This is a genomic window from Kitasatospora sp. NPDC056651 (assembly GCF_042792155.1).
Taxonomy (GTDB): Bacteria; Actinomycetota; Actinomycetes; order Streptomycetales; family Streptomycetaceae; genus Kitasatospora.
On record NZ_JBHTWX010000017.1, the window covers coordinates 24,906 to 45,013 of the forward strand.

The following is a 20,108-nucleotide window of genomic DNA, read 5'->3' on the forward strand; positions in this document are numbered from 1 at the left end:
TGTCGGCGTGGTTTCGGACACCCCGCCCCCGCAGGTGGCGCACCGGGCCGCCTTGTCGTGGCCATGCCCTGTTCGCTTACATGTCCGCATGCCCCGACGCGATCTCGTACTCCTGACCGATCACAGCTCGACCGAGGGCAGCCGACAGGTGCTCGCCGCCGCCGCGCGGACGCTGACCGGCCGGGAGCCCGTGCAACTGGACGCCCGGCACTTCATGGCCGGCGGCAGCGGCCGGATCGAGCCCGACGACACGGGCGGGATCCGGCTGGTGGCCGGCGACCGGGCCGTGATCGCCGACACCGTGATCGTCTACGAGATCCCACCGCACCGGCGCCGTGCCTTCGCCGACTGTCAGCGGCAGTTGCGCGGGCACGGTGTCCGCTCGCTCGGCAGCGACGCCGAGGCGTGGCGGGCGGCCACCGAGAAGGACCTCACGGTCGCCCGCTTCGTCCGCGACGGCGTGCCGCACCTGCACGGCATCGTGCTCTCCCGGCCGAGTCCGGAAGCCGCCGCCGAGGTCTTCGCGGAACTCGGCGGCGACGTCTGGGTCCGGCCCCGCGTGGGGGCGGGCGGTGACGACGTCTTCCGCGTCACCACCCGCAGCCGGCTCGCCGCCGTCGCGCGGCACTACGCGCGGGCCGGGACGGACTGGCTGATCGCCCGCGACGCGCGCAACTTCCTCCCGGACGGGCGCCGGTACCAGTACCGGGTGGTGGTGTTGCACGGGCGCGTGGTCCGGGTGGTCGAGCTCGTCCAGACGGACCCGGACGCACCTTGCGACGAGAGCCGGGGCGCCGTCCCCAGGCTGCTGGACTACAGCGAACTGCCGGACGGACTCGCGGAGTCGGCCATCGCGGCCGCCGCGTCCCTGGGGCTCGACCTCGCGGGGGTGGACCTCGCCGCCGAGAACGGCGGGGTGGTCTTCGAAGCCGAGGTCCACCCCGCCTTCGGCCGGCGCGGCCTGGAGCAGGTGGCCCTGCCGTACGTCGCCGCGCACCTCGCCGAGTAGCACGGCGCGGGCGGGTAGCACGGCGCGGGCGGTAGCGCGGTGCCGAAGGGCAGCGCGGCCCCGGCCGTGCGGCGCCGCTCCAGCACGGGAGTGCAGCTCCCGCAGGGGGTGCCCTCCGATCAGGGCGCGCCCCCGAACGGGAGGCGGTGACCACCCCGCCACTCGACCCTGCCACTCAGCCCCGTCGCTCAGCTCCGCAGCACCACCCCGAGCACCGACGGTCGGAGCAGCAGCGACGGCGGCGCCACCAGCGACATCACCTCGTGGAACGCCGCCGTGACCGCGGGGTCCCGGGTGCTGCCGGCGAGCACCTTGTCGAAGAACCGGTGCTGGAGTCCGACCAGGGTGCCGGAGGGTGCGCCGGTGGTGGCGGGGAAGCGGGCGTCCTCGGTGCAGGAGATCATCCAGGGCATCTTGGACGCCGCCGCCACCGCGCGCCGCGCGGCCCGCGCCGTGGCATGCCCGATGCCGCCGTGCCGCTTCGCGGTCCGGCGCAGTTCCCGGGCGCAGAACAGGGCGACGGTGACGCCCTGCCCGTACACCGGGTTGAAGGTGCTCGCGGCGTCGCCGACCACCACCAGGCCGTCCGGGCAGCTGCGCTCGTAGTGCCGCCGCACGCCCGGGCCGGGCAGGAAGCCCCGCACCTCGCCGGCCGGTTCGGCGCCCCGCAGCACCTCCTCCAGCATCGGATCGCGCAGCATGCCCAGGTGCTTGGTGAACCCCGCCTCGCCGGTCGCCGGTTCGGCGCCGCGCATCCCGGCGAGGCTGACGATCCAGCGGTCGCCCTCGACCGGGAGCAGCACGCCCATCCGCGGCCCGTCCGGCGCCTTGGTCTGGAGGTAGACCGCCCGGTTGCCGAGGTCGGACCCGGCGGGGCGGTGGAAGATCCGGGAGGCGTACGCGACGCCCGCGTCCACCCGTTCCTCGGGCACCGGCCGGCAACCCAGCTCGGTGAGCCACTTCGGCACCGAGCTGGAGCGGCCTGCCGCGTCCACCACCAACTCGGCGGGGATCTCGCGGACTTCACCGCGCTCGGAGCCGCGCTCGGAGCCGCGATCGGAGCCGCGATCGGAGTCGCGCTCTGCGTCGCGCTCGGAGCCGCGTCCGGATCCGCGCTCGCGGACCTTCACCCCGGTCACCGTGGTCGCCGAGCCGAGCAGTCCGACGGCGTCCGTCCCCTCCAGGATCTCGATCGCGGGATGGGCACGGACCCGGTCCAGCACGAGCTTGTCCAGCAGCGGCCGGGTGGAGCAGAGGAACTTCAGCTGTGCCTGGTACTCGGCCAGCCAGCCCGCAGAGCTGAGCCACCGGACGTCCGAGGCCGCCACCTGCTGCGCGCCCGCGGCCGTCAGCTCCTGCTTGATGCCGGGCATCATCTCCTCCAGAAGCCGGTGCCCGGCCTCCAGCACCAGGTGGGCGTGTCGGCCCTGCGGCACCCCGGCCCGGAACTCGGCCCCTTCGGGGTACCGGTCCCGCTCCACCACGACGATCCGCTCGGCGAACCCGCGCAGCGCCCACGCGGCCGCCATCCCCGCGAGCCCGCCGCCGATCACGACCGCCGTGCCCCGCCCCGGGGCCCTCTCCGAAGTAGTCATGACACGTAGCGTAGTGGCGCGAGTGACTTCCCGTGACGGCTTCGCCATGAACGAACACCCCCGCACGCAAGGGTCGTTGACGCCGGTCGGCGCGGTCTCGGCGGCGGGCTCGCGGGGATGGCGGCCGGGCCCCGCGGCGCGCGTCGGCGCCCGGTGCCGTGTGCGGCGCGGCGTGCGGCAGGGCGGGCGAGGGGCCCCGATGAGGGTCCCCGCCGTGCGGGTACTAGACTCGGCGGGGTTGTGCTGGCGCCTCTTCGGTGCGTGAGCGCGCGGAAGCCAGGAGGTGAGAGCCGTGGAGTGCAGTAGTACGGGCCGAAGTCGGCCCCGCCCCCGGTTGTCCCGCACCACTCGCGGCCCCCGGCACACCTCCTCCCGTACGGCTCCCGCGCGGCACTGACCTCGTCCTCCTGGCGAGGTGCCGCCGGTCGCGCCGTGCGCGTGGCGGCCGGCCGGGCGCCTCCGGTCCGCCCTCTTCCCCTGGCGGCCGGACACCCACCGTGGAGGTCCCCGCCATGTCCGACTGGCGTGTGCGCGCCGTGCGCGCGAGCAAGCGTCCGTTCTCCCGTCCTGTCGTCCGGCCCGTGGACAGCCAGCCGGCGCCCGAGCACTCGATGGACCCGCGCCCGGACCAGCCCGTCGAGCCGGTGACGCTGGAACGTTCCGTCGTGGACGCCGCGGTCTACCGGGACGGCCGCCGGATCGAGGCGCCCACCGACCTCGCCGACATCTTCCGCAAGCTGCCCGACCGGCCCGGCACGATGGCGTGGATCGGCCTGTTCCGCCCCGCGGAGGCGCAGCTGCTGGAGGCCGCCGACCGGTTCAACCTGCACGAGCTGGCCGTCGAGGACGCCATCGTCGCCCACCAGCGGCCGAAGCTGGAGCGCTACGGCGACACCCTGTTCGTGGTGCTGCGCGCCGCCCGCTACCTGGACGAGGCGGAGGAGGTCGACTTCGGCGAGATCCACCTCTTCATCGGCCCCGACTTCGTGCTCACCGTCCGCCACTCCCAGGCCCCCGACCTCTCCGCGGTGCGCCGCCGGCTGGAGGACGACCCGGAGCTGCTGGCGCTGGGCCCGGAGGCGGTGCTGTACGCGGTGCTGGACGCGGTGGTGGACGGCTACGCGCCGGTGATCGCCGGCCTCCAGCACGACATCGACGAGATCGAGACCGAGGTGTTCAGCGGGGACCCGCAGGTCTCCCGCCGCATCTACGAACTGTCCCGCGAGGTGATCGAGTTCCAGCGGGCCACCCGCCCGCTGCTGGAGATCATGCGGAGCCTGGAGGCGGGCTTCGGCAAGTACGGCACCGACGACGAGCTCCAGCGCTACCTGCGCGACGTCGCCGACCACGCCACCTACGCCGCCGAGCGGGTGGACGGCTTCCGGCAGATGCTCCAGAACATCCTGGCCGTCAACGCCACCCTGGTCTCGCAGCGGCAGAACGAGGAGATGAAGCAGCTCGCCGAGGCCGGGCACGCGCAGAACGACGAGATCAAGAAGATCTCCTCCTGGGCGGCCATCCTCTTCGCGCCGACGCTCATCGGCACGGTGTACGGGATGAACTTCGAGATCATGCCGGAGCTCAGGTGGGCCTTCGGCTACCCGTTCGCGATCGGGCTGATGGCCCTGGTCTGTACCGGGCTGTACCTGATCTTCAAGAAGCGGGACTGGCTGTAGGTCCGGGCGGTAGGACGCCGTTCGCCCGGCTGGGCCGGCGGTTGCCGGGGGGCCGTTCGTCGCTCACCGGACGGTGACGACTCGGTGTCGGTCCGAGGACGTCGGGTGCCGGTGCGGGCGTGGTGGGGGATCCTTCCCGGAGAGGGGGAGGAGGCCCGGATGCGGGCGATCGCGGGGATGCTGGTGGCGGCCGTGACGGTCGGGCTGCTGTTGGGCGGGGCGGTGGGCCTGGTGCTGTTCGTCGTCACGGACTGGCTCGGTCCTCTCGTCCGGGCGGTGCGCGAGCAGGAGCAGTTCTTCTGGTTCCTCGGCACTCCCTAGCCTCCCGGCCGGTGAGGCGAACAGGCCAACAGGCGAGGAGGCGAACAGGCCAACAGGCGAATGGGCGAGCAGGTCGCCGGTACTCGGCGTGCCGCCGGACGGCGCCGTCCGGGGCGTCACCCGCGTGCCGGATTGACAAGGGGCCTTGCCGTAGCGGCAAATGGCAGGCATGGCCGACGAAGAGTTCGAGAACGTCCTCACCACGGTGGGTCCGAGGCTGCGGGCGTTGCGCCGGGAGCGCGGCACCACGCTCGCCAAACTGGCCGCCACCACCGGGATCTCACTCAGCACCCTGTCCCGGCTGGAGTCCGGGCAGCGCAAGCCGACCCTGGAGCTGCTGCTGCCGCTGGCCCGGGAGTACCGGGTGCCGTTGGACGAGTTGGTCGGGGCCCCGGCCACCGGGGACCCGCGGATCCACCCCCGCCCGGTGACCAGGAACGGCCAGACCATCGTTCCGCTGACCCGCCACCTGGGCGGGCTGCACGCCTACAAGCACATCGTGCCGCCGGGCAGGAACGCCGGACCGGAGCTGGAGCTGAAGGTCCACGAGGGCTACGAGTGGCTGTACGTGCTGTCCGGCCGGCTGCGGCTGGTGCTCGGCGCCCACGACCTGGTGCTGACGGCCGGTGAGGCCGCCGAGTTCGACACCCGCACCCCGCACGCCTTCGGCAACGCCGGCCCGCAGCCGGTGGAGTTCCTCAGCCTGTTCGGTCCGCAGGGCGAGCGCATCCACGTCAGGGCGCGCCCGGGAACCTCTGTTCGGTAGGTTCGTTCCTGACAGGGGGTCTTCGTTTCGGCTCCCGCCAGGCCGTCGGGAGGGGCCGAGGAGATGAGTGTGCAGCAGAGTGCGGAGTCCGACGAGAGCGGCGGAGCCGGGGAGCGGGAGGAGTCCGGGGGCGGCCGGGCGGAGGCGGCCGCGCGCACCGCGGTCGCGGAGGCCGCGGGCGGCCCCCGGGCGGCGAACGGGAACACGGGCAGGGCTACGGGCGGGACCACGGACGGGGCGGCCGAGCGGCCGCGGAAGAAGCGCCCGTTCTGGCAGGAGCTGCCGATCCTCCTGGTGATCGCGCTGCTGCTCTCGCTCGGCATCAAGACCTTCTTCGTCCAGGCCTTCTCGATCCCCTCCGGCTCGATGGAGCAGACCCTCGCGATCGGCGACCGGGTGCTGGTGGACAAGTTCACCCCGTGGTTCGGCGCCAAGCCGGAGCGCGGCGAGGTGGTGGTGTTCCGTGATCCGGGCGGCTGGCTGGAGGGCACGCCGACCGCCCCCGACGACTCCGTGATGGGGACCGTCCAGAAGGCGCTCAGCACCGTCGGCCTGATGCCCTCGGCGGACGAGAAGGACCTGATCAAGCGGGTGATCGCGGTCGGCGGGGACACCGTCGACTGCGAGGCGGGCGCGCCGCTGAAGGTGAACGGCGTCGCGCTGGACGAGCCGTACCTGTTCCCCGGGGCGACGCCCTGCGACAACGACCCGGTCGGCACCGTCACCGTGCCCAAGGGCAAGCTGTGGGTGATGGGCGACCACCGCAACAACTCGCGGGACTCCCGCTGGCACCACAACGCGACCGGTGACGGCTTCGTGCCGGTGGACAACGTGGTCGGCCGGGCCTTCGTGGTCGCCTGGCCGCTGTCCGACTGGTCCACCCTGCCGGTGCCGGACACCTTCGACAAGGTGCCGGCCGGGGCGGCGGGAGCGGCCGACGCGCCGTTCGGGACGCCGCCGGCGCCGGAGGCGGCCGCGTTGGCCGGGATCGTGCCGCTCGCCCTGTGGCAGCGGCGGCGGTCGGCCCGCGGCGCCTCGGCGCGGAAGGGCGGAGCCTCGGCGCGGAACGGCGGGTGAGGCCGGTCCGGTTCCGCGTCGTGTCCGGCCCGGGCCGATCGTTCCCGGCGCGCGGGACTCCTTCCGTCGAACGCCTCCCGTCGAATCGCCTCCTGTCGAACGCCTCCCGTCGAACACCTCCCACTGAGCTCTACACGCCTGTAGAGTTCGCGAGGTGAACTGCGCCCGGCCGCCGGCCGCCCCGAGCGGGTGGCCGGGCGGCCGGGTCCTGGTCGGGAGGCGGAGCCGTGACGGAGAGTCAGTGCGGTCCCGGGCGCGCCGGGGGCCCGGCGGGCGCGGAACCGCCGGACCGGGACGTCCAGTGGGTGTACCAGCCGGTCGAGGTCGACCTCGGGGACGGTGCCTGGGCGCTCGGCCGGATCAGCGCCTGGTGGCAGGACGCGGCCGGGCAGCGCTGGTGCCGGCTGCGGATCGGCCGCAGCGGACAGCCCGCCGGCTGGCAGCGGTTCGACCCCGCCCGGGTGCTGTTGCTGCCGCTCTCCGGGCTCTGAACGGGCCGGCGGAAAGTTCTTGGCGGAACCGTTCGGCGGGCCCTATCGTCCCTGGGAGCGACCGCTGGCAGGCCACTTACCGACCGGGGACGACGTGACTTCGGAGATCAACTTCAGCAACAACTACCGCGACCTGTGCGAGCAGCACGGCACTGGTGCGGGATTCCAGTTCGAGTTCTACTGCTACCGCTGCTCGGACACCTGGCGGTCGGCGTTCGAGCCGTTCCGCACCGGCCAGATGGCCGGGTGGATAGGCAAGGGCGTCAGCGCGGCCTGGAACCTCATCGGCGGGAACGCCAACACCATCAGCAACGCCGCCGACGGACTGGCCGGTCAGACCTGGGGCACCTCGCGGGACTCCGCCTTCCAGCGGGCCGTCACCAACGCCCAGTCGCACTTCAACCGCTGTGCCCGGTGCACCAACTACGTCTGCGGCCGCTGCTTCGACCCCGCCCAGGGCCTGTGCCACAACTGCGCCCCGGACACCGCCGCCGAGGCGACGGCGGCGCGGCAGCGCGGCGTCAACGACGCGGCCACCGATCGCGCGTTCAAGGCCGGGCAGCAGTCCGGCGCCGAGTTCGACGTCAGCACGCCGCGCCAGCTGGTCTGCCCGCAGTGCCACACCGAGACGCACGGCACGGCGTTCTGCCCGGGCTGCGGCTTCCGGCTGGCGCAGCCCGTCCAGTGCACGGGCTGTCACAAGGACGTGCCGGACGGCGCCGCCTTCTGCCCGTCCTGCGGGACGAGGCGCTGACCGTTCGGCGCAGGCGGCCGTCGGGGTGCTGACTCCCCCTCGGACCCGGACGGCGGGGCGTGCCCGGAGCAGCGGACCGGGGGCGCCCCGCCGTCGACCGCGTGGGGCCCCGGTCAGCCGTAGGAGAGGTTGGCGCAGGGATCGTCGTCGGCCGAGCGTGCGGCGCCGCTGATGCTGCTGGGCAGCGGGGCGGGCGCGGTGGCGGCCCCGCCGGGTGCCGGCGCGGTGGCGGCCGCAGGGTTGGCGCCGGCGAAGTCGTGGCCGAGGACGACGCTGACGCCCCGTCCGCCGGGCTGCACGGTCGCGCCGGGGAACAGCTTGGCGACGGCCTCGGCGGCGGTGCGCTCGCCCGTGCCGTACTCGACGACGGTGGTGCTGCGGGGCTTGCCGGTCGCGTTGCCGACGCTGGCGACGGTGTAGCCGGCGCCCTTGACGGTCTCCGCGGCCCGGCCGCCGAGCCCGGTCTCGCCGGTGCTGTTGAGCACGGCGACCTTCACCGCGGCGGCCCTGGCGTCCGAGGTCGGGGTGGGGGACGGGGGCAGGGGCGCTTCGGTGGCGGGGCCGGTGGGGGCGTCGGAGCCGGTGTCGGCGGGGGCGCTGGCGTCCTGGCCGTCGATGGTGCGGTCGGCCTTGAGCGCGGCCCACAGCTGGTCCACGTCCGGGTGCACCAGGGCGACCCGGGGGCCCTCGTAACGCCAGGGCACGGTCAGGAACTTGACGTCGTGCAGGTCGATGTCCTTGAGCGACGTGGCGAAGGAGAGCAGTTTGGCGGCCGAGCCGAGCCCGGGGTCGACGGTCAGCGACTTGGTGGCCGCGTCGGCCAGCGGCAGCAGGGTGGTCGGGTCCATGCCGTGGGACTTGACCTCCTTGATGAGGGAGGAGAGGAAGGCCTGCTGACGCTTGGTGCGGCCGATGTCGGAGCCGTCGCCGATGCCGTGCCGGACCCGCACGTAGTCCAGTGCGGACTGCCCCTCGACCTTCTGCTTGCCCTTGGGGAATATCAGTTTGCCCTTGTGGCCGAGGTTGGGGTTGAGGTCCCCCTCGTGGATGTCGTTCGGCAGGCAGACCTCCACGCCGCCGACTGCCTTGGTCATCGAGGCGAAGCCGTTGAAGTCGACCACGATGGTGTGGTCGACGCGAAGGTTGGTCAGCTTCTCGACGGCGTTCTGGGTGCAGGCCGGGTTGCCCTGGTCGCTGCCGCCGACCGAGAAGGCACTGTTGAACATCACATTGGTCTGTTCCTTGGTCCACTTGCCGTTGGGGAGCTTGCACGGCGGGAGGGTGACCAGGGAGTCGCGGGGGATGGAGATGCCGACGGCGTGCTTGTGGTCCGCGTAGACGTGCAGCAGGATCGCGGTGTCCGAGCGGGCGCCGCCGTCCCCGCCGCCGCCCAGGTCGCTGTTGCCGTTGCCGCGGCTGTCCGAACCGATCAGCAGGACGTTGACCGGGGTGCGGCCCTGGGCGTCCGGAGCGGCGGCGTCCGGGCGGTCCTTGCTGAGGGCGTCGCCGTCGAAGGTGCTGATGTTGCTGTTCAGCCGGTAGTAGAGGGCGCCGCCGCCGAGGACGGCGAGGGCGGTGCAGCCGGCGGTGGCCCAGAGCACCTTCTCCTTGGTGCTGCGTTTGGGCTTCTTCTTGGCCCGGCCGGCCGAGGTCCTGGCCCGGCCCGCCGAACGGGGGCCCGGTATATCCGTGTTGTCCTGGCTCCGGTCGCTTCCACGGCCCGCGGCCCGGCGCCCGCCCGCCCGGTGCGGCGAATTCTCGGCTTCGGGGGAACCCTTGCGGCCAGGCACGTCGTCATCCTCCACAGTTGCCACGCGAGCCCCCGTCGAAGCGGCGGGTTCGCATGGCCCGGGGCCGGAGCCGATCCGGGCAGGGCCCGTCGCTAAACTTTTACACCGCTGTAGAACTTCAGTGGAGCATACTAGGCGCGGAAGAGAAAACCAGCTGGTCAGACCATGAGAAATTGGTCAGAGCGGCTGGCCCGTGCTGCTCCGTACGAGTGCGAGGAGCATGATGACTGATCGGATCATACGTTCGATAGCCGGTGCCCTGGTGGCCCTGCTGGCCGCCGTCGGCCTCACCGCCGTGGCCTCGGGGGCGGCGGTCGCCGCGCCACGGACAGCCGCGGCAGCGGTCGCCGACAACGCCTCGTCCGCGAACACCTTGTCCGTGAACGCCTCGTCCGTGAACGCCACGTCCGCGCGCACCGGGCAGGAGGTCCGCACCGAGGCGCGCGCCGCATCTGCCGCTGACGCCGCCCGCCTCGCGGCCAAGGAGGAGAAGAAGAAAAAGGGCTTCTTCGCCAAGCTGGGCAAGTTCCTGCTGGTCGTGGTGATCCTGATCATCCTGTTCTTCGTGCTGCTGATCGTCGGGGTCGTCTACCTCGTCAAGCGGATCGTCAGCCGCCGCAAGTAGCCGCCGGCTGTCCTCGACCGCGAGCAGCCGCCCGCTGCCGTGACCCGGGCGTTCGCCGCCGCCTCCCGGGCGGCGGAGCCGGAACGACCGCCCGGGCCGGGCCACTTGACGGCGATTGGCCCTGTCCCGGCTGCCGGGACCGCGCCGAGGATGAGCGCCATGAGCGACTTCCACTCCCGCCGGGCCCCGCACCCGGCCCCCCGTACGGACGACGGGCTGCGGCCCGAGAGCCGGGTCGTCCACCCGCCGCTCGCCGAGGCCGCCGGCAGCCGTCCGCTCGGCGTGCCGCTGCACCAGGGCCACCTGTTCGCCTTCGAGACCGGCGACGCGCTCGCCCGCGCCCACGGCGGACCGGACGGCGCCTTCTTCTACAACCGCTTCGGCAATCCCACCGTCCGCACGCTGGAACAGGCCGTCGCCGATCTGGAGGGCGGCACCGGCGCCCTCGCCACCGCCTCCGGCATGGGGGCGATCAGCACCGCGCTGCTCGCCCTGCTGCGTGCCGGCGACCACGTCATCGCCCAGCGCAGTCTGTACGGCGGCACCGTCGGCGCGCTGACCGACCTCACCGAGCGGTGGGGCGTCGAGGTCGACTACGTGAGCGGCGACGACCCCGCCGCAGTGGCGGCCGCGTTGCGCCCCGACACCCGGGTGCTGCTCCTGGAGACCGTCTCCAACCCCACCACCCGGGTCACCGACCTGCCCGGGCTGATCGCCGTCGCGAAGCGGGCCGGGGTGGTGAGCGTGGTGGACAACACCTTCGCGACCCCGCTGCTGTGCCGCCCGGTCGAGCACGGCGCGGACGTCGTGATCCACTCCGTGACCAAGTACCTGGGCGGGCACTCGGACGTCCTCGGCGGGATCGCCGTCTTCGCCGACCCGGAGCTCCACCACCGGGTCTGGCGGCGCTCGCTCGAACTCGGCGCCGCCGCCGATCCGTTCGCCGCCTGGCTGACCCTGCGCGGAATGCAGACCCTCGCCCTGCGGGTCCGCCGGCACTGCGAGAGCGCGCTCGACCTGGCCGGCCGGCTCGCCGCCCACCCCGCGGTCACCGCCGTCCACTACCCGGGCCTGCCCACCCACCCCGACCACGAACTCGCCCGCCGCCTGCTCCCCGACGGCCACGGCGGCGTCCTGGCCTTCGACCTGGCCGGCGGCCGCGCGGCGGCCGCGACGTTCACCGAGTCCGTCCGGCTCGCCTCGCTGGCCCCGTCGCTGGGCGATGTGCACACCCTGGTGCTGCACCCGGCCAGCACCTCCCACCGGCAGCTGTCGGACGAGGAGTTGGCGGCGGTGGGCATCGGCCCGGGGACGGTGCGGGTGTCGGTGGGCATCGAGCACCCGGAGGATATCTGGGCGGACGTGGAGCGGGCGCTGGCGAAGGTGTGAGCGCAGGAGGGGCCGCCGGGGCCGGGCGGCGACCCGTCAGCGCTGGCGCGGGCGCGCGACCAGGAGTGCGATGTCGTCCTCCGCGGCCGGGGCCGGCGGCGGGACGAGGGAGTGGAGGAGGGCGTCGAGCAGGTCGTCGAGGTCCCCGGTGGCGGGCAGGCGCAAGGCGGCGAGCCGTTCCAGGGAGACGTCGATGTCCTCGCCCCGGCGCTCGACCAGGCCGTCGGTGTACAGCAGCAGGGTCTGCTCCGGGAGGAGCGGACGGGTGGTCTGCTGGTACCCGCCGAGGCCGGTGCCGAGCGGCGGGCCGGTGGGGACGCGCAGCAGCGTGGTCGGGCGGCCGGGGGCGATCAGGGCGGGCGGCAGGTGGCCCGCGCTGGAGAGGGTCCAGCGGCCGCGGCCCGGGTCGGCGAGCGCCAGCAGGCAGGTCGCGGGGCGGGCGGAGTCGTCGGCCGAGATGACGTCGTCGAGCTGGCGCAGGATCCGGTGCGGGGGCAGGTCCATCCCGGCGAGGTCGCGCAGCGCGGAGCGGTAGTGACTCATGTCGACGGCCGCCTCGACGCCGTGCCCCATGACGTCGCCCATCGCCAGCAGGGTGCGGCCGAACGGCAGCCGGACCGTCTCGAACCAGTCGCCGCCGACCACCGAGCTGCTCCCGGAGGGCAGGTAGCGGGAGGCGAGGGAGAGGTTCGGGTGCGGGCTGCCGGGCTCGCTGAGCAGGGCCCGCTGGAGTTCCAGGGCGAGGCCCTGGGAACGGGCGAAGCGGCGGGCGTTGTCGAGGGCGGTGGCGGTGCGGGCGGCGAGGTCGCCGAACAGGGCGGCCTCGTCGGGGGTGAAGGCCGGGGCGGCGGCGGTGCGGCCGAGCGTGAGCAGCCCGATCAGCCGGCCCCGGGCGGCCAGCGGCAGGACCAGCAGTGAGGCCGTCCCGGCGGGGCAGGCGTCCTCTGGCCCGGGCTCGGTGAGCACGGCGATGCCGCCGGCCAGGCTTCGGGCCGCGGCCGAGCCCTCCCGGTGGCGAATCGATTCGCCAGGGCGGGGCAGCTCGGCGAGGGCCGCGGCGAGCGCCGGTACGGACCGGGCGCCGGCCCGGTGCAGCCGCCGGGGCGTGCCGTGGCCGGGCCCGGCGGGTTCGGCCTCCGGCGGCAGCAGGTCCACGGTGGCGAGTTCGGCGAGCCGGGGCACGGCGAATGCGGCGAGTTCGGCGCCGGTGGTGCCGATGTCGAGGGTGGTGCCGATCCGTTCGGCGGCGGCGTCCAGCAGGGCGAGCCGGGCCCGGGCCTGCTCCAGCTCGCGCAGCTGGTCGCGGGCCGGGTCGGGGTCGTCCAGCACGACGACGATCACCCCGGTGGTCCGCCCGGCGCGCCGCACCGCCCGGTAGCGCACCCGCAGGCCGGGCGGCACGGGGGAACCCGCGCCGTCGGGGCCGCCGGTGGCGTGCTCGCGGGCGAGCCCGTCGGCGAGGACCCGGCGCAGCGTGCCGACGGCGCCCGCGAAAGCGGTGGTCCCGACGGCGCGGCCGAGCAGGTCCGCGCGGCGCAGCCCGGTGGCGGCGGTGAAGGCGGCGTTCAGGTACTGCCAGCGCAGCCGCTCGTCGAGCAGCGCGACGCCGACCGGGGCGGCGGCGAGGACCTCGCGCAGCCGCTCCGGATCGTCGTCGCCGCCGTCGCCGCCGGTGATCGCACCGAAGCGTGCGGCGAGGGCGGCCGCGGTCGCCGCCAGGGACCGGGAGTCCGGTGCCGCGGGCCGGGGGCCCTCCGCTCGGTTGCCGTGCCGGAAGTGCATGAACCCATGATCACGCGCCCGGGCGCGGCACGCCCACAAGCGGGTGAAACGTTGACTGGCCGGAGACGGTGTTGTAACGGGGCGTGCGGCCGACCCCGCACCGGCCTCGGTGGCGGTCGGAACCCGGGTGAACACCGGATGACCACCGGTCATACTTGGGCGGCGGCGCCCGGCCCCGGACGCCGCGGGCGGGCCGCCCCACTCGGCCCGCAGCCCCGCGCAACGGCGCCCGCAGACCACACGGACCACACGGACCACACCGGAGGAAACCCGATGAGCCCCCACCAGCCGACCAGTCGACCGGCGGCCGGGGCCTCCGGGGTGCCGTGGAACCGGCAGCGGCTGCGCAGCAACAACGAGTGGCTGCTGCTGGAACTGCTACGCACCGGCGGCGGTTCCTCGCGCGCCCAGCTGGCCCGGGACACCGGCCTGTCCAAGCCGACCGTGTCGGCCGCGCTGGCCGATCTGGAACAGGCCGGCCTGGTGCGCGAGGCCGGACGGCTGGCCCCCGAGCGGGGCCGCACCGCCGTGCTGTACGAGGTCGACCCCACGGCCGGGCACGTGCTCGGCGTGGACATCGGGCGGGCCCGGCTGCGGGTGGCGGTGGCGGATCTGACGGGGACGGTCGTGGCCCGCCGGGACGTGGCCAACCGGGGCCGGTCGGCGAACGCCGTCGCGGACGCGGTGGTCGCCACCGCGCACGAGGCGATCGCGGAGGCGGGCCTGGCCGCCGGGAGCATCGTGCACGCCGTGATCGGCACCCCGGGGGTGTGGGACGAGCAGCGGCGCGGGGTCCGGTACGCCAGCAGCCTGCCCGGCTGGGGCAGGCCGGGGCTGTTCGACCGGATAGGCGAGGGCCTGGGGACGGCCGTCTCGGTGGCCAACGACGCCAACCTGGCGGCGCTCGGCGAGTACACCCGGGGTGCCGGACGGGGCAGCCGGATGTTCGCCTACCTGCTGGTCGGCACCGGGCTCGGGCTGGGCGTGGTGAAGGACGGAGAACTGCTGGTCGGCGCCCACGGCGCGCTGGGCGAGATCGGTCTGGTCCCGCTCCCGCCGCCCGGTCGGGGAGGTGAGCCGGCCGCGACCATCGAGCAGGAGGCCGCCGCGGACGCGGTGGTGCGCGCCGCCCGGGACTTCGGGCTGGACGGCGGGTCCGCGGCGCGTCAGCTGACGGCGAAGCAGGTGTTCGAGCGGGCCCGGGCCGGAGAGGACGCGGCGGTCCGGGCGGTGGAGCGGGAGGCCGAGCGGCTGGCCTACGCGGTGGCCGTGCTGTCGGCCGTGCTGGACCCGGACCTGGTGGTGCTGGGCGGCGGGATCGGCAGCAGCGCGGATCTGCTCCTGGACCCGTTGGAGCGGGCTCTGCACCGGCTCGCCCCGATGCGGCCGACGCTCGCGGCGAGCGTCCTGGGGGAGGAAGCGGTGCTGCTCGGTGCGGTCTCCACGGCGCTGGAGACCGCGCGCGTCGAGGTGTTCGAGCGCCGGACGGCGGGACTGCGCTGACGGACGGTCCTCTCGCCGTGGCGGCGGCGCGGGCCGGACGGGCAGGACCGGTGGGGCGGGCAGGACGGGGCAGGATCGGCGGGACGGGTGGGACGCTCGGTGGCGAAGAGATCACGATCTGCCAACGAGTGAGGATTCGGTGGACGGTGCGTATGCGATTCCTGCTTGAATCGCACGACTCATCCAAACGGAACGGAGCGTTCTCCTCCCATGCCTTCACGGATACCCGGTCGCCGCCGGGCCGGTCTGGCCGGATTCGCCGGACTCGTCCTCACCGTCGGCCTGGCGCTGACCGGTTGCGACCCGTCGGCGGCCGACGGCGGTGCCACGGCCTCGGCCACGCCGACCGTCGCCGCCACCTCTGCCCCGGCGACCACCCCGCCGCCGGCGCCCGCCGTACCCGAGCCCGCCCCGGCGACCACCCCGCCGGCCCAGCCGACGCCCGCGGCGCCGGTGGTCACGCCGCCTCCGGTCGCGCCTCCGGCCCAGCCCACCACGCCGCCGCAGCCGCCCGTCACCAAGGCGCCGCAGCCGAAGGTGACCACCGCCCAGCCGCCGACCGACCCGGAACCCCCGGCGGCGGCCGGTGCCGGCGCGGGCTGCGAGATCCGCTCGAACGCGGGCAACTGCTACGAGGCCGGACAGTTCTGCCGCAACGCGGACCTGGGCAAGAGCACCCACGAGGCCGGTGGCCGGGTGATCTACTGCCGGATGGTCAGCGGCAAGCCGCACTGGCAGGCCTGAGGCGCTTCGGGGCCGAAGCCGTCTGAGTCCGAAGCCGTCTGAGGCCGCGGGCGCTTGAGTCCGAGGCCGCCCGAGCCGGGTGCGCCTGGGACCGGGGCCGCCCCCGGCCTCAGACGTCGATGACGCCCAGGGTGTCCCAGAAGAGGTGCTCGTAGGCCTGGAGCAGCAGTCCGTACTCGCGTGCGGTGGCCAGCGTCGGCTCGTCCAGCCGGTCCGGGCCCAGCGCGTCGGCGGCCTGCTGCTCCAGCTCGGGCGCCGGCTGGGCGAAGAAGTCGAAGAACGCGCAGGCCTCGTCGGAGAAGCCGTAGTGGTGGCGCAGGGCCTGCGCGATGGTGGCGCAGTAACCGCCCCAGGCAGCGAAGTTCGCGACGAGGGCGGCGGCCACCGCCTCGGGCCCGCCGTTCAGGGCGAACCAGGCGAGACAGTGGGGGTAGGCCTGGCAGCCGGGCAGCGGCGGACGGGTCTCCAGTGCGGTCCGGTCGAGGCCGACGACGGCGCCGAGCGCGGGCAGGGTGCGCAGGGCGGAGCTCTCGCCCTCGGCCAGGGTGGCGAACCAGGCGCCGACCGGCCGGTCCGCACGGCGGCTGGCGAGCACCAGCAGGCTGCGGCGGTCGGAGCGGATGATCCGGTGCTGCTGGGCGGCGAGTTCGGCCAGTGCCGAGCGGGGCGCGATGCCGTCGGCGAGCGCGGTGACCAGAGCGGGGGCGGTGTCGCCGGGCGCCAGCTCGGCGCTCAGGTCCTGGATCTGGTCGAGGATCGGGTGGTTCACCGGTGCCTCCGGGGTGCGGGTCGGTCCGGTGCCCATTCCTACCGTCCGGCGGTGCCGGTGTGGTGGCGACAGGCCGGGGGCGGGGGGTGGAGCCGGTGTGCTCGGCGCGGCTCCCGCCGGCTCCCGTCCGGCGGTTCGGGACGCCTGTTCGGCGGTTCAGGGCGCTTGTCCGGGCGGGTGTTCACCCCATGGGCGGCCTCCCACGGGGTGAACACCCCTCCACTCACGTCCGGTTGGCGGATTCGGCCAGGTCGCGCACCAGGCGGGCGATGGTCGGGGCGGCCACCCCGTGGGCATCGGCCGCCCGCAGCACGGCACCGCCGATGGCGTCCAGCTCGGTCGGCCGGCCCGCCTCCACGTCCCGCTGCATCGAGGACTTCATCGTGCCGGGGATGCGGTCGAAGGAGGCCAGCAGGCTCCGCGTGTCCGCCGGCGCGCCGACCGCCCGGCTGACGGCGCCGATCTCGTCCAGGACGGCGAGGAGTTCGACCCGGTGCTCGGTGCGCACGGTGCCGATCTCGCTCGCGTGCCGGGTGGTGAGCAGGGCGAACGGGGCGAGGAAGGAGAGCTTGCTCCACAGCATCGCCGTCTCGTCCTCGCGCAGTGTGACGTCCAGACCGGTGTGCCGCAGCCGATCGGCGAACCGGCCGACGGCAGCGGCGTGTTCGGCGGTCGCGCCGAGTTCGACGGCGGCGAACGGGCTGGTGTGCTCGATGCGTCCGGGCGCCGTCCGGGTGGCCTCGACCCGGATCGTGCCCGCCGTCACCAGCCCGGCCGGGTAGTGCTCGCGCAACACCGCCATGTGGTCCAGCCCGTTGAGCAGCGGCACCACGATCCCGGTGCCGAGCGCCGCCGCGGGCATCCGGTCGAGGGCGGTGGTCAGTGCCGTCTCCTTGACCGCCACGAAGGCCGCGTCGACGGGCTCGCGCAGCTCGCCGGCCGCCTCCACCCGAGCGGTGAACTCGCCGAACTGGGCGCTGCGGACGTGCAGTCCGTCCCGCGCGATGGCGGCCGCGGTCTCCTCGCCGGCCAGGCAGACGACCCGGTGGCCGTCGCGGGCGAGCAGCCCGCCGATCAGTCCGCCGACGCCGCCCGGGCCGAGCACGGCGATGGTCAGGGGGGTGGTGGTCATGGTGACTCCCTTGGGTGGATCGAGTTGAGGGGTGGAAGCGGAGGGGCGGCGCCCGGGCCGCCGGACTCGCGGCGGAGGTGGAGGCCGCCATGGCGGAGGGTGCCGCGCACCGGGTCGGCCACCGTCAGGCCCTCGGCGCGCAGCGCCTCGACCAGCTCGTGCGCGGGCCGGCCCAGCACGTCGATCCCGTGGTAGCCGACCGGACGGGCGGGCCGGTCGTCGCCCGGATTCCGGCCGACCGTCACGGCCCGGAGGCGGTCGTGCTCGTCCGCGCAGAGAGTGATGTTCAGCCCGGGCAGGAGGAAGGAGAGCGCCCAGGAGCAGCCGCAGACGAAGGTGCTCCGCACCCCGTCGGGCAGCGACTCGCCGTGCGGGGCCAGCAGCCCGCGTACCTCCGCCTCGGTGAGGCCGAAGCGGAGCTCGGGCAGCGGGGCGGGCAGCCGGACGCCGTGGCCGGGCAGCAGGTCGATGGTCACCGGGTCATGATTCCGCGTCGGGAGGCCGGACGGGGAGGCGGGGCGGAGAAAGGGGTGGATGCTCCCGGTGGCGGCGAGGCCAGGGTGCCGCTGTGCACCGAGGGGGAGGGACCGGATGAGGGCGGACGAGCGACTGGTCGCGGCGGTACGGGCACGGGACGCCGACGAGGTGTGGGCGGCGCTCGGTGCGGGCGCGGACCCGGACGCCGTCGGCCCGGAGGGGCTGCCCCTGCTGTGGACGGCCGTGGCCGGCTTCGACCACGAGGTCGCCGGGATCCTGGTGCGGTGGGGTGCCGACCCCGACCGGCCACGGCCCGACGGCACGACGCCGCTGCTGCGCGCCGCGCTCCTCGAAGCGCTGGGCGGCCGCGCAACACCCTGAGGAGGAGGCCGTCGGGCCGCGCCACGCCGATCACCCGGACCGAGGGTGCGCGGCGAGGTGCCGGGCCACCTTGGTGCCCCGCTGACCGGGGCCGGTCGCGACCGCGTGCTCGGGCCACCGGGTGGACCGGAGTGCGAACCCGACCATGGACGCGAGCGGTGCGGGACCGGTGGCTCCACGGCCGGCCCGAGGAGACGTAGCACCACCTGCGGGGTTCGGTTTTCCGAACCCCGGATTCGGGTGCCAGCACAATCGATCTCCCGGCCCCGGACGCCCACGATGGAGGGCATGAACGGGATGACGACAGCCGCCGCCACGGCGGCGCACGACGGGGTGACGGGCGCGGCCCTGAGCGCGGCCGGGCTGCACCGGGGGTACGGGCGCGGTGCGGCGGCCGTACGGGCGCTGCGCGGGGTCTCGGTGGGCTTCGCCCCGGGGACGTTCACGGCGGTGATGGGCCCGTCGGGTTCCGGCAAGACCACCCTGCTGCACTGCCTGGCCGGGATGGACCGTCCGACCAGGGGCACCGTGCGGTGGGGCGACACGGAGGTGTCGGGGCTGCCCGAGCGGCGACTGGCGGAGCTGCGCCGCACCCGGGTGGGCTTCGTGTTCCAGGCCTTCAACCTGATGCCCGCGATGACGGTCGCGCAGAACGTCGAGCTGCCCGGGCGGCTGGCCGGGCGGCCCCCGGAGCGGGCCAGGGTGCGGGAGGCGCTGGCCCGGGTGGGGCTGGACGGGCGGGAGCGGCACCGGCCCGGGCAGTTGTCGGGCGGCCAGCAGCAGCGGGTGGCGATAGCCCGTGCGCTGGTCTCCCGGCCGGAGGTGCTGTTCGCCGACGAGCCGACCGGCGCGCTGGACCGGGCCACCGGGCAGGAGATCCTCGGCCTGCTGCGCGCGGGCGTCGACGCCGACGGGCAGACCTGCGTGATGGTCACCCACGACCCGGCCGCCGCCGGGTACGCGGACCGGGTGCTGCTGCTGGCGGACGGCCTGCTGGTGGACGAGCTGACGGCTCCGACGGCCGCGCAGGTCGGCGAGCGGCTCAGCCGGTTGGGCGGGTGAGCGTGATGAGAGGGGTGAGTGGGCTGAGCGGTCCCGTGCCGGCCCTCTCGGCGGGGCAGATCCGCCGTCGCCCGGCCGCCTTCGCCGGACTGGGGACGGCACTGTTCCTGGCCGTGGCGGCCGTGACGCTGTTCGGGTCGCTGGTCGCCGCGCAGGTCACGGCGCCGGCGGCGGTGGCGCGGGCGGCGGTGTCCGGGCCGGGCCTGCTGCCGATCGCCGGGGCGTTCGGCGAGATCGCCGTCCTGGTCGCGCTGTTCGTCGTGGTCAACGCGCTCGGCTTCACCCTGCGCCAGCAGCACCGCGACCTGGCGCTGCTGCGCACGGTCGCCGCGACGCCCCGTCAGGTGCGGCGGGTGGTGCGCGCGCAGGTGGTGGCGACCACCCTGCTGGTGGCCACGCCCGGCGCACTGGTGGGCCTGCTCGCCGCCCGTGCCTTCCTCGCCGCGCTCCAGCGACGCGGGATGGCCGCACCCGGGCTGCACATACCCGGCGCGCCGGTGCCGGCGCTGGTCGCGCTCTTGGTGGCGCTGCTGGTCGGCCTGGCGGCCACCGCCGTCGCGGCCCACCGGATCACCCGGCCGGCCCCGGCGCTCGCGCTGACCGAGGGCGCGGGCGGGCCACGGCGGACGGGCGTGCCCCGGCTGCTCGCCGGGGCGGCGGTGCTCGCGTGCGGTGGGCTGCTGCTCCGGCTGGCGGCGAGCCGGCCGGCCGGGGAGTTGGACAAGGCGGGGCAGGCGTCGCTGCTGGGTTCGCTGGTGCTGCTGG

Annotated in this window: 20 protein-coding genes and 1 pseudogene; 14 read left to right on the forward strand and 7 right to left on the reverse strand. The window is 74.9% G+C overall.

Going from position 1 to position 20,108, the window contains the following annotated elements; translation table 11 throughout:
• The first annotated feature begins 88 nt into the window (after nucleotides 1-88).
• Nucleotides 89-1,009: a RimK family alpha-L-glutamate ligase gene (locus tag ACFRAR_RS09760; protein ID WP_380696683.1), complete on the forward strand. Its 921-nt coding sequence runs from the start codon at nucleotides 89-91 to the stop codon at nucleotides 1,007-1,009.
• Nucleotides 1,010-1,197: 188 nt separating this feature from the next.
• Here ACFRAR_RS09760 and ACFRAR_RS09765 read toward each other — a convergent pair whose 3' ends face one another.
• Complete coding sequence (locus ACFRAR_RS09765; protein WP_380696685.1) at nucleotides 1,198-2,604, reverse strand: FAD-dependent oxidoreductase; 1,407 nt, start codon at nucleotides 2,602-2,604, stop codon at nucleotides 1,198-1,200.
• A gap of 512 nt (nucleotides 2,605-3,116) precedes the next feature.
• Between ACFRAR_RS09765 and ACFRAR_RS09770 the strand changes: the two genes are divergently transcribed.
• The 6 genes from ACFRAR_RS09770 to ACFRAR_RS09795 all read left to right on the forward strand — a co-directional run bounded on the left by ACFRAR_RS09770 (nucleotide 3,117) and on the right by ACFRAR_RS09795 (nucleotide 7,689).
• Nucleotides 3,117-4,280, forward strand: coding sequence for a magnesium and cobalt transport protein CorA (locus ACFRAR_RS09770; RefSeq protein ID WP_380696687.1), 1,164 nt, complete (start codon nucleotides 3,117-3,119; stop codon nucleotides 4,278-4,280).
• Between the two features lie 159 nt (nucleotides 4,281-4,439).
• Nucleotides 4,440-4,601, forward strand: a complete 162-nt coding sequence (locus ACFRAR_RS09775; protein WP_380696689.1) for a hypothetical protein — start codon at nucleotides 4,440-4,442, stop codon at nucleotides 4,599-4,601.
• A gap of 169 nt (nucleotides 4,602-4,770) precedes the next feature.
• Nucleotides 4,771-5,367: a helix-turn-helix domain-containing protein gene (locus tag ACFRAR_RS09780; RefSeq protein ID WP_380696691.1), complete on the forward strand. Its 597-nt coding sequence runs from the start codon at nucleotides 4,771-4,773 to the stop codon at nucleotides 5,365-5,367.
• 63 nt (nucleotides 5,368-5,430) lie between these two features.
• On the forward strand, nucleotides 5,431-6,444 hold the full coding sequence (lepB, locus tag ACFRAR_RS09785) for a signal peptidase I (RefSeq protein ID WP_380696693.1): 1,014 nt from the start codon (nucleotides 5,431-5,433) through the stop codon (nucleotides 6,442-6,444).
• Nucleotides 6,445-6,671: 227 nt separating this feature from the next.
• Nucleotides 6,672-6,935, forward strand: a complete 264-nt coding sequence (locus ACFRAR_RS09790; protein ID WP_380696695.1) for a hypothetical protein — start codon at nucleotides 6,672-6,674, stop codon at nucleotides 6,933-6,935.
• Nucleotides 6,936-7,029: 94 nt separating this feature from the next.
• On the forward strand, nucleotides 7,030-7,689 hold the full coding sequence (locus tag ACFRAR_RS09795; RefSeq protein ID WP_380696697.1) for a zinc ribbon domain-containing protein: 660 nt from the start codon (nucleotides 7,030-7,032) through the stop codon (nucleotides 7,687-7,689).
• Nucleotides 7,690-7,802: 113 nt separating this feature from the next.
• Here ACFRAR_RS09795 and ACFRAR_RS09800 read toward each other — a convergent pair whose 3' ends face one another.
• Nucleotides 7,803-9,479, reverse strand: a complete 1,677-nt coding sequence (locus ACFRAR_RS09800; protein ID WP_380696699.1) for an LCP family protein — start codon at nucleotides 9,477-9,479, stop codon at nucleotides 7,803-7,805.
• 223 nt (nucleotides 9,480-9,702) lie between these two features.
• On the opposite strand from ACFRAR_RS09800, the gene ACFRAR_RS09805 reads away from it, so the two are divergent.
• Entirely contained in the window at nucleotides 9,703-10,104 is a 402-nt protein-coding gene (locus ACFRAR_RS09805; protein ID WP_380696701.1) for a hypothetical protein, read from the forward strand.
• A 159-nt stretch (nucleotides 10,105-10,263) separates the two neighbouring features.
• Nucleotides 10,264-11,493 (forward strand): trans-sulfuration enzyme family protein, encoded by a 1,230-nt coding sequence (locus ACFRAR_RS09810; RefSeq protein ID WP_380696703.1) that lies wholly within the window; start codon nucleotides 10,264-10,266, stop codon nucleotides 11,491-11,493.
• Between the two features lie 36 nt (nucleotides 11,494-11,529).
• Here ACFRAR_RS09810 and ACFRAR_RS09815 read toward each other — a convergent pair whose 3' ends face one another.
• Entirely contained in the window at nucleotides 11,530-13,275 is a 1,746-nt protein-coding gene (locus tag ACFRAR_RS09815; RefSeq protein WP_380696705.1) for a SpoIIE family protein phosphatase, read from the reverse strand.
• Between the two features lie 273 nt (nucleotides 13,276-13,548).
• Here ACFRAR_RS09815 and ACFRAR_RS09820 point away from each other — a divergent pair, with 273 nt between their 5' ends.
• Nucleotides 13,549-14,778 (forward strand): ROK family protein, encoded by a 1,230-nt coding sequence (locus tag ACFRAR_RS09820; RefSeq protein ID WP_380696707.1) that lies wholly within the window; start codon nucleotides 13,549-13,551, stop codon nucleotides 14,776-14,778.
• A gap of 210 nt (nucleotides 14,779-14,988) precedes the next feature.
• Nucleotides 14,989-15,522, forward strand: coding sequence for a hypothetical protein (locus tag ACFRAR_RS09825; RefSeq protein WP_380696709.1), 534 nt, complete (start codon nucleotides 14,989-14,991; stop codon nucleotides 15,520-15,522).
• Between the two features lie 109 nt (nucleotides 15,523-15,631).
• Here ACFRAR_RS09825 and ACFRAR_RS09830 read toward each other — a convergent pair whose 3' ends face one another.
• The 3 genes from ACFRAR_RS09830 to ACFRAR_RS09840 all read right to left on the reverse strand — a co-directional run bounded on the left by ACFRAR_RS09830 (nucleotide 15,632) and on the right by ACFRAR_RS09840 (nucleotide 17,899).
• Nucleotides 15,632-16,327, reverse strand: coding sequence for a transcriptional regulator (locus ACFRAR_RS09830; protein ID WP_380696711.1), 696 nt, complete (start codon nucleotides 16,325-16,327; stop codon nucleotides 15,632-15,634).
• Between the two features lie 187 nt (nucleotides 16,328-16,514).
• A complete protein-coding gene (locus tag ACFRAR_RS09835; RefSeq protein ID WP_380696713.1) occupies nucleotides 16,515-17,423 on the reverse strand; it encodes a ketopantoate reductase family protein in 909 nt (302 codons plus the stop codon).
• Nucleotides 17,420-17,899, reverse strand: coding sequence for a hypothetical protein (locus ACFRAR_RS09840; RefSeq protein ID WP_380696715.1), 480 nt, complete (start codon nucleotides 17,897-17,899; stop codon nucleotides 17,420-17,422). Before ACFRAR_RS09840 ends, ACFRAR_RS09835 begins: the two co-directional genes overlap by 4 nt.
• Before the next feature lie 115 nt (nucleotides 17,900-18,014).
• On the opposite strand from ACFRAR_RS09840, the gene ACFRAR_RS09845 reads away from it, so the two are divergent.
• Nucleotides 18,015-18,281, forward strand: coding sequence for a hypothetical protein (locus ACFRAR_RS09845; RefSeq protein WP_380696717.1), 267 nt, complete (start codon nucleotides 18,015-18,017; stop codon nucleotides 18,279-18,281).
• A gap of 297 nt (nucleotides 18,282-18,578) precedes the next feature.
• Nucleotides 18,579-19,343 carry an ABC transporter ATP-binding protein gene (locus ACFRAR_RS09850; RefSeq protein ID WP_380696805.1) on the forward strand — a complete coding sequence of 255 codons (765 nt, stop codon included), beginning with the start codon at nucleotides 18,579-18,581 and terminating at the stop codon, nucleotides 19,341-19,343.
• Here ACFRAR_RS09850 and ACFRAR_RS09855 read toward each other — a convergent pair.
• Nucleotides 19,324-19,611: a hypothetical protein gene (locus ACFRAR_RS09855; protein WP_380696719.1), complete on the reverse strand. Its 288-nt coding sequence runs from the start codon at nucleotides 19,609-19,611 to the stop codon at nucleotides 19,324-19,326. The two genes, ACFRAR_RS09850 and ACFRAR_RS09855, sit on opposite strands and share 20 nt — an antisense overlap.
• Here ACFRAR_RS09855 and ACFRAR_RS09860 point away from each other — a divergent pair.
• Nucleotides 19,604-19,861 (forward strand): annotated as a pseudogene (locus tag ACFRAR_RS09860) (FtsX-like permease family protein); the annotation flags it as partial. The gene ACFRAR_RS09855 and the pseudogene ACFRAR_RS09860 overlap by 8 nt on opposite strands.
• Nucleotides 19,862-20,108: the final 247 nt, after the last annotated feature.

What these genes read in the sequence shown, in the direction of transcription:
- ACFRAR_RS09760 (WP_380696683.1), top strand. Translation starts at nt 89, where the DNA reads ATGCCCCGACGCGATCTCGTACTCCTGACCGATCACAGCTCGACCGAG.
- ACFRAR_RS09765 (WP_380696685.1), bottom strand. Translation starts at nt 2,604, where the DNA reads ATGACTACTTCGGAGAGGGCCCCGGGGCGGGGCACGGCGGTCGTGATC.
- ACFRAR_RS09770 (WP_380696687.1), top strand. Translation starts at nt 3,117, where the DNA reads ATGTCCGACTGGCGTGTGCGCGCCGTGCGCGCGAGCAAGCGTCCGTTC.
- ACFRAR_RS09775 (WP_380696689.1), top strand. Translation starts at nt 4,440, where the DNA reads ATGCGGGCGATCGCGGGGATGCTGGTGGCGGCCGTGACGGTCGGGCTG.
- ACFRAR_RS09780 (WP_380696691.1), top strand. Translation starts at nt 4,771, where the DNA reads ATGGCCGACGAAGAGTTCGAGAACGTCCTCACCACGGTGGGTCCGAGG.
- lepB (WP_380696693.1), top strand. Translation starts at nt 5,431, where the DNA reads ATGAGTGTGCAGCAGAGTGCGGAGTCCGACGAGAGCGGCGGAGCCGGG.
- ACFRAR_RS09805 (WP_380696701.1), top strand. Translation starts at nt 9,703, where the DNA reads ATGACTGATCGGATCATACGTTCGATAGCCGGTGCCCTGGTGGCCCTG.
- ACFRAR_RS09810 (WP_380696703.1), top strand. Translation starts at nt 10,264, where the DNA reads ATGAGCGACTTCCACTCCCGCCGGGCCCCGCACCCGGCCCCCCGTACG.
- ACFRAR_RS09815 (WP_380696705.1), bottom strand. Translation starts at nt 13,275, where the DNA reads ATGCACTTCCGGCACGGCAACCGAGCGGAGGGCCCCCGGCCCGCGGCA.
- ACFRAR_RS09820 (WP_380696707.1), top strand. Translation starts at nt 13,549, where the DNA reads ATGAGCCCCCACCAGCCGACCAGTCGACCGGCGGCCGGGGCCTCCGGG.
- ACFRAR_RS09825 (WP_380696709.1), top strand. Translation starts at nt 14,989, where the DNA reads ATGCCTTCACGGATACCCGGTCGCCGCCGGGCCGGTCTGGCCGGATTC.
- ACFRAR_RS09830 (WP_380696711.1), bottom strand. Translation starts at nt 16,327, where the DNA reads ATGGGCACCGGACCGACCCGCACCCCGGAGGCACCGGTGAACCACCCG.
- ACFRAR_RS09835 (WP_380696713.1), bottom strand. Translation starts at nt 17,423, where the DNA reads ATGACCACCACCCCCCTGACCATCGCCGTGCTCGGCCCGGGCGGCGTC.
- ACFRAR_RS09845 (WP_380696717.1), top strand. Translation starts at nt 18,015, where the DNA reads ATGAGGGCGGACGAGCGACTGGTCGCGGCGGTACGGGCACGGGACGCC.
- ACFRAR_RS09850 (WP_380696805.1), top strand. Translation starts at nt 18,579, where the DNA reads ATGACGACAGCCGCCGCCACGGCGGCGCACGACGGGGTGACGGGCGCG.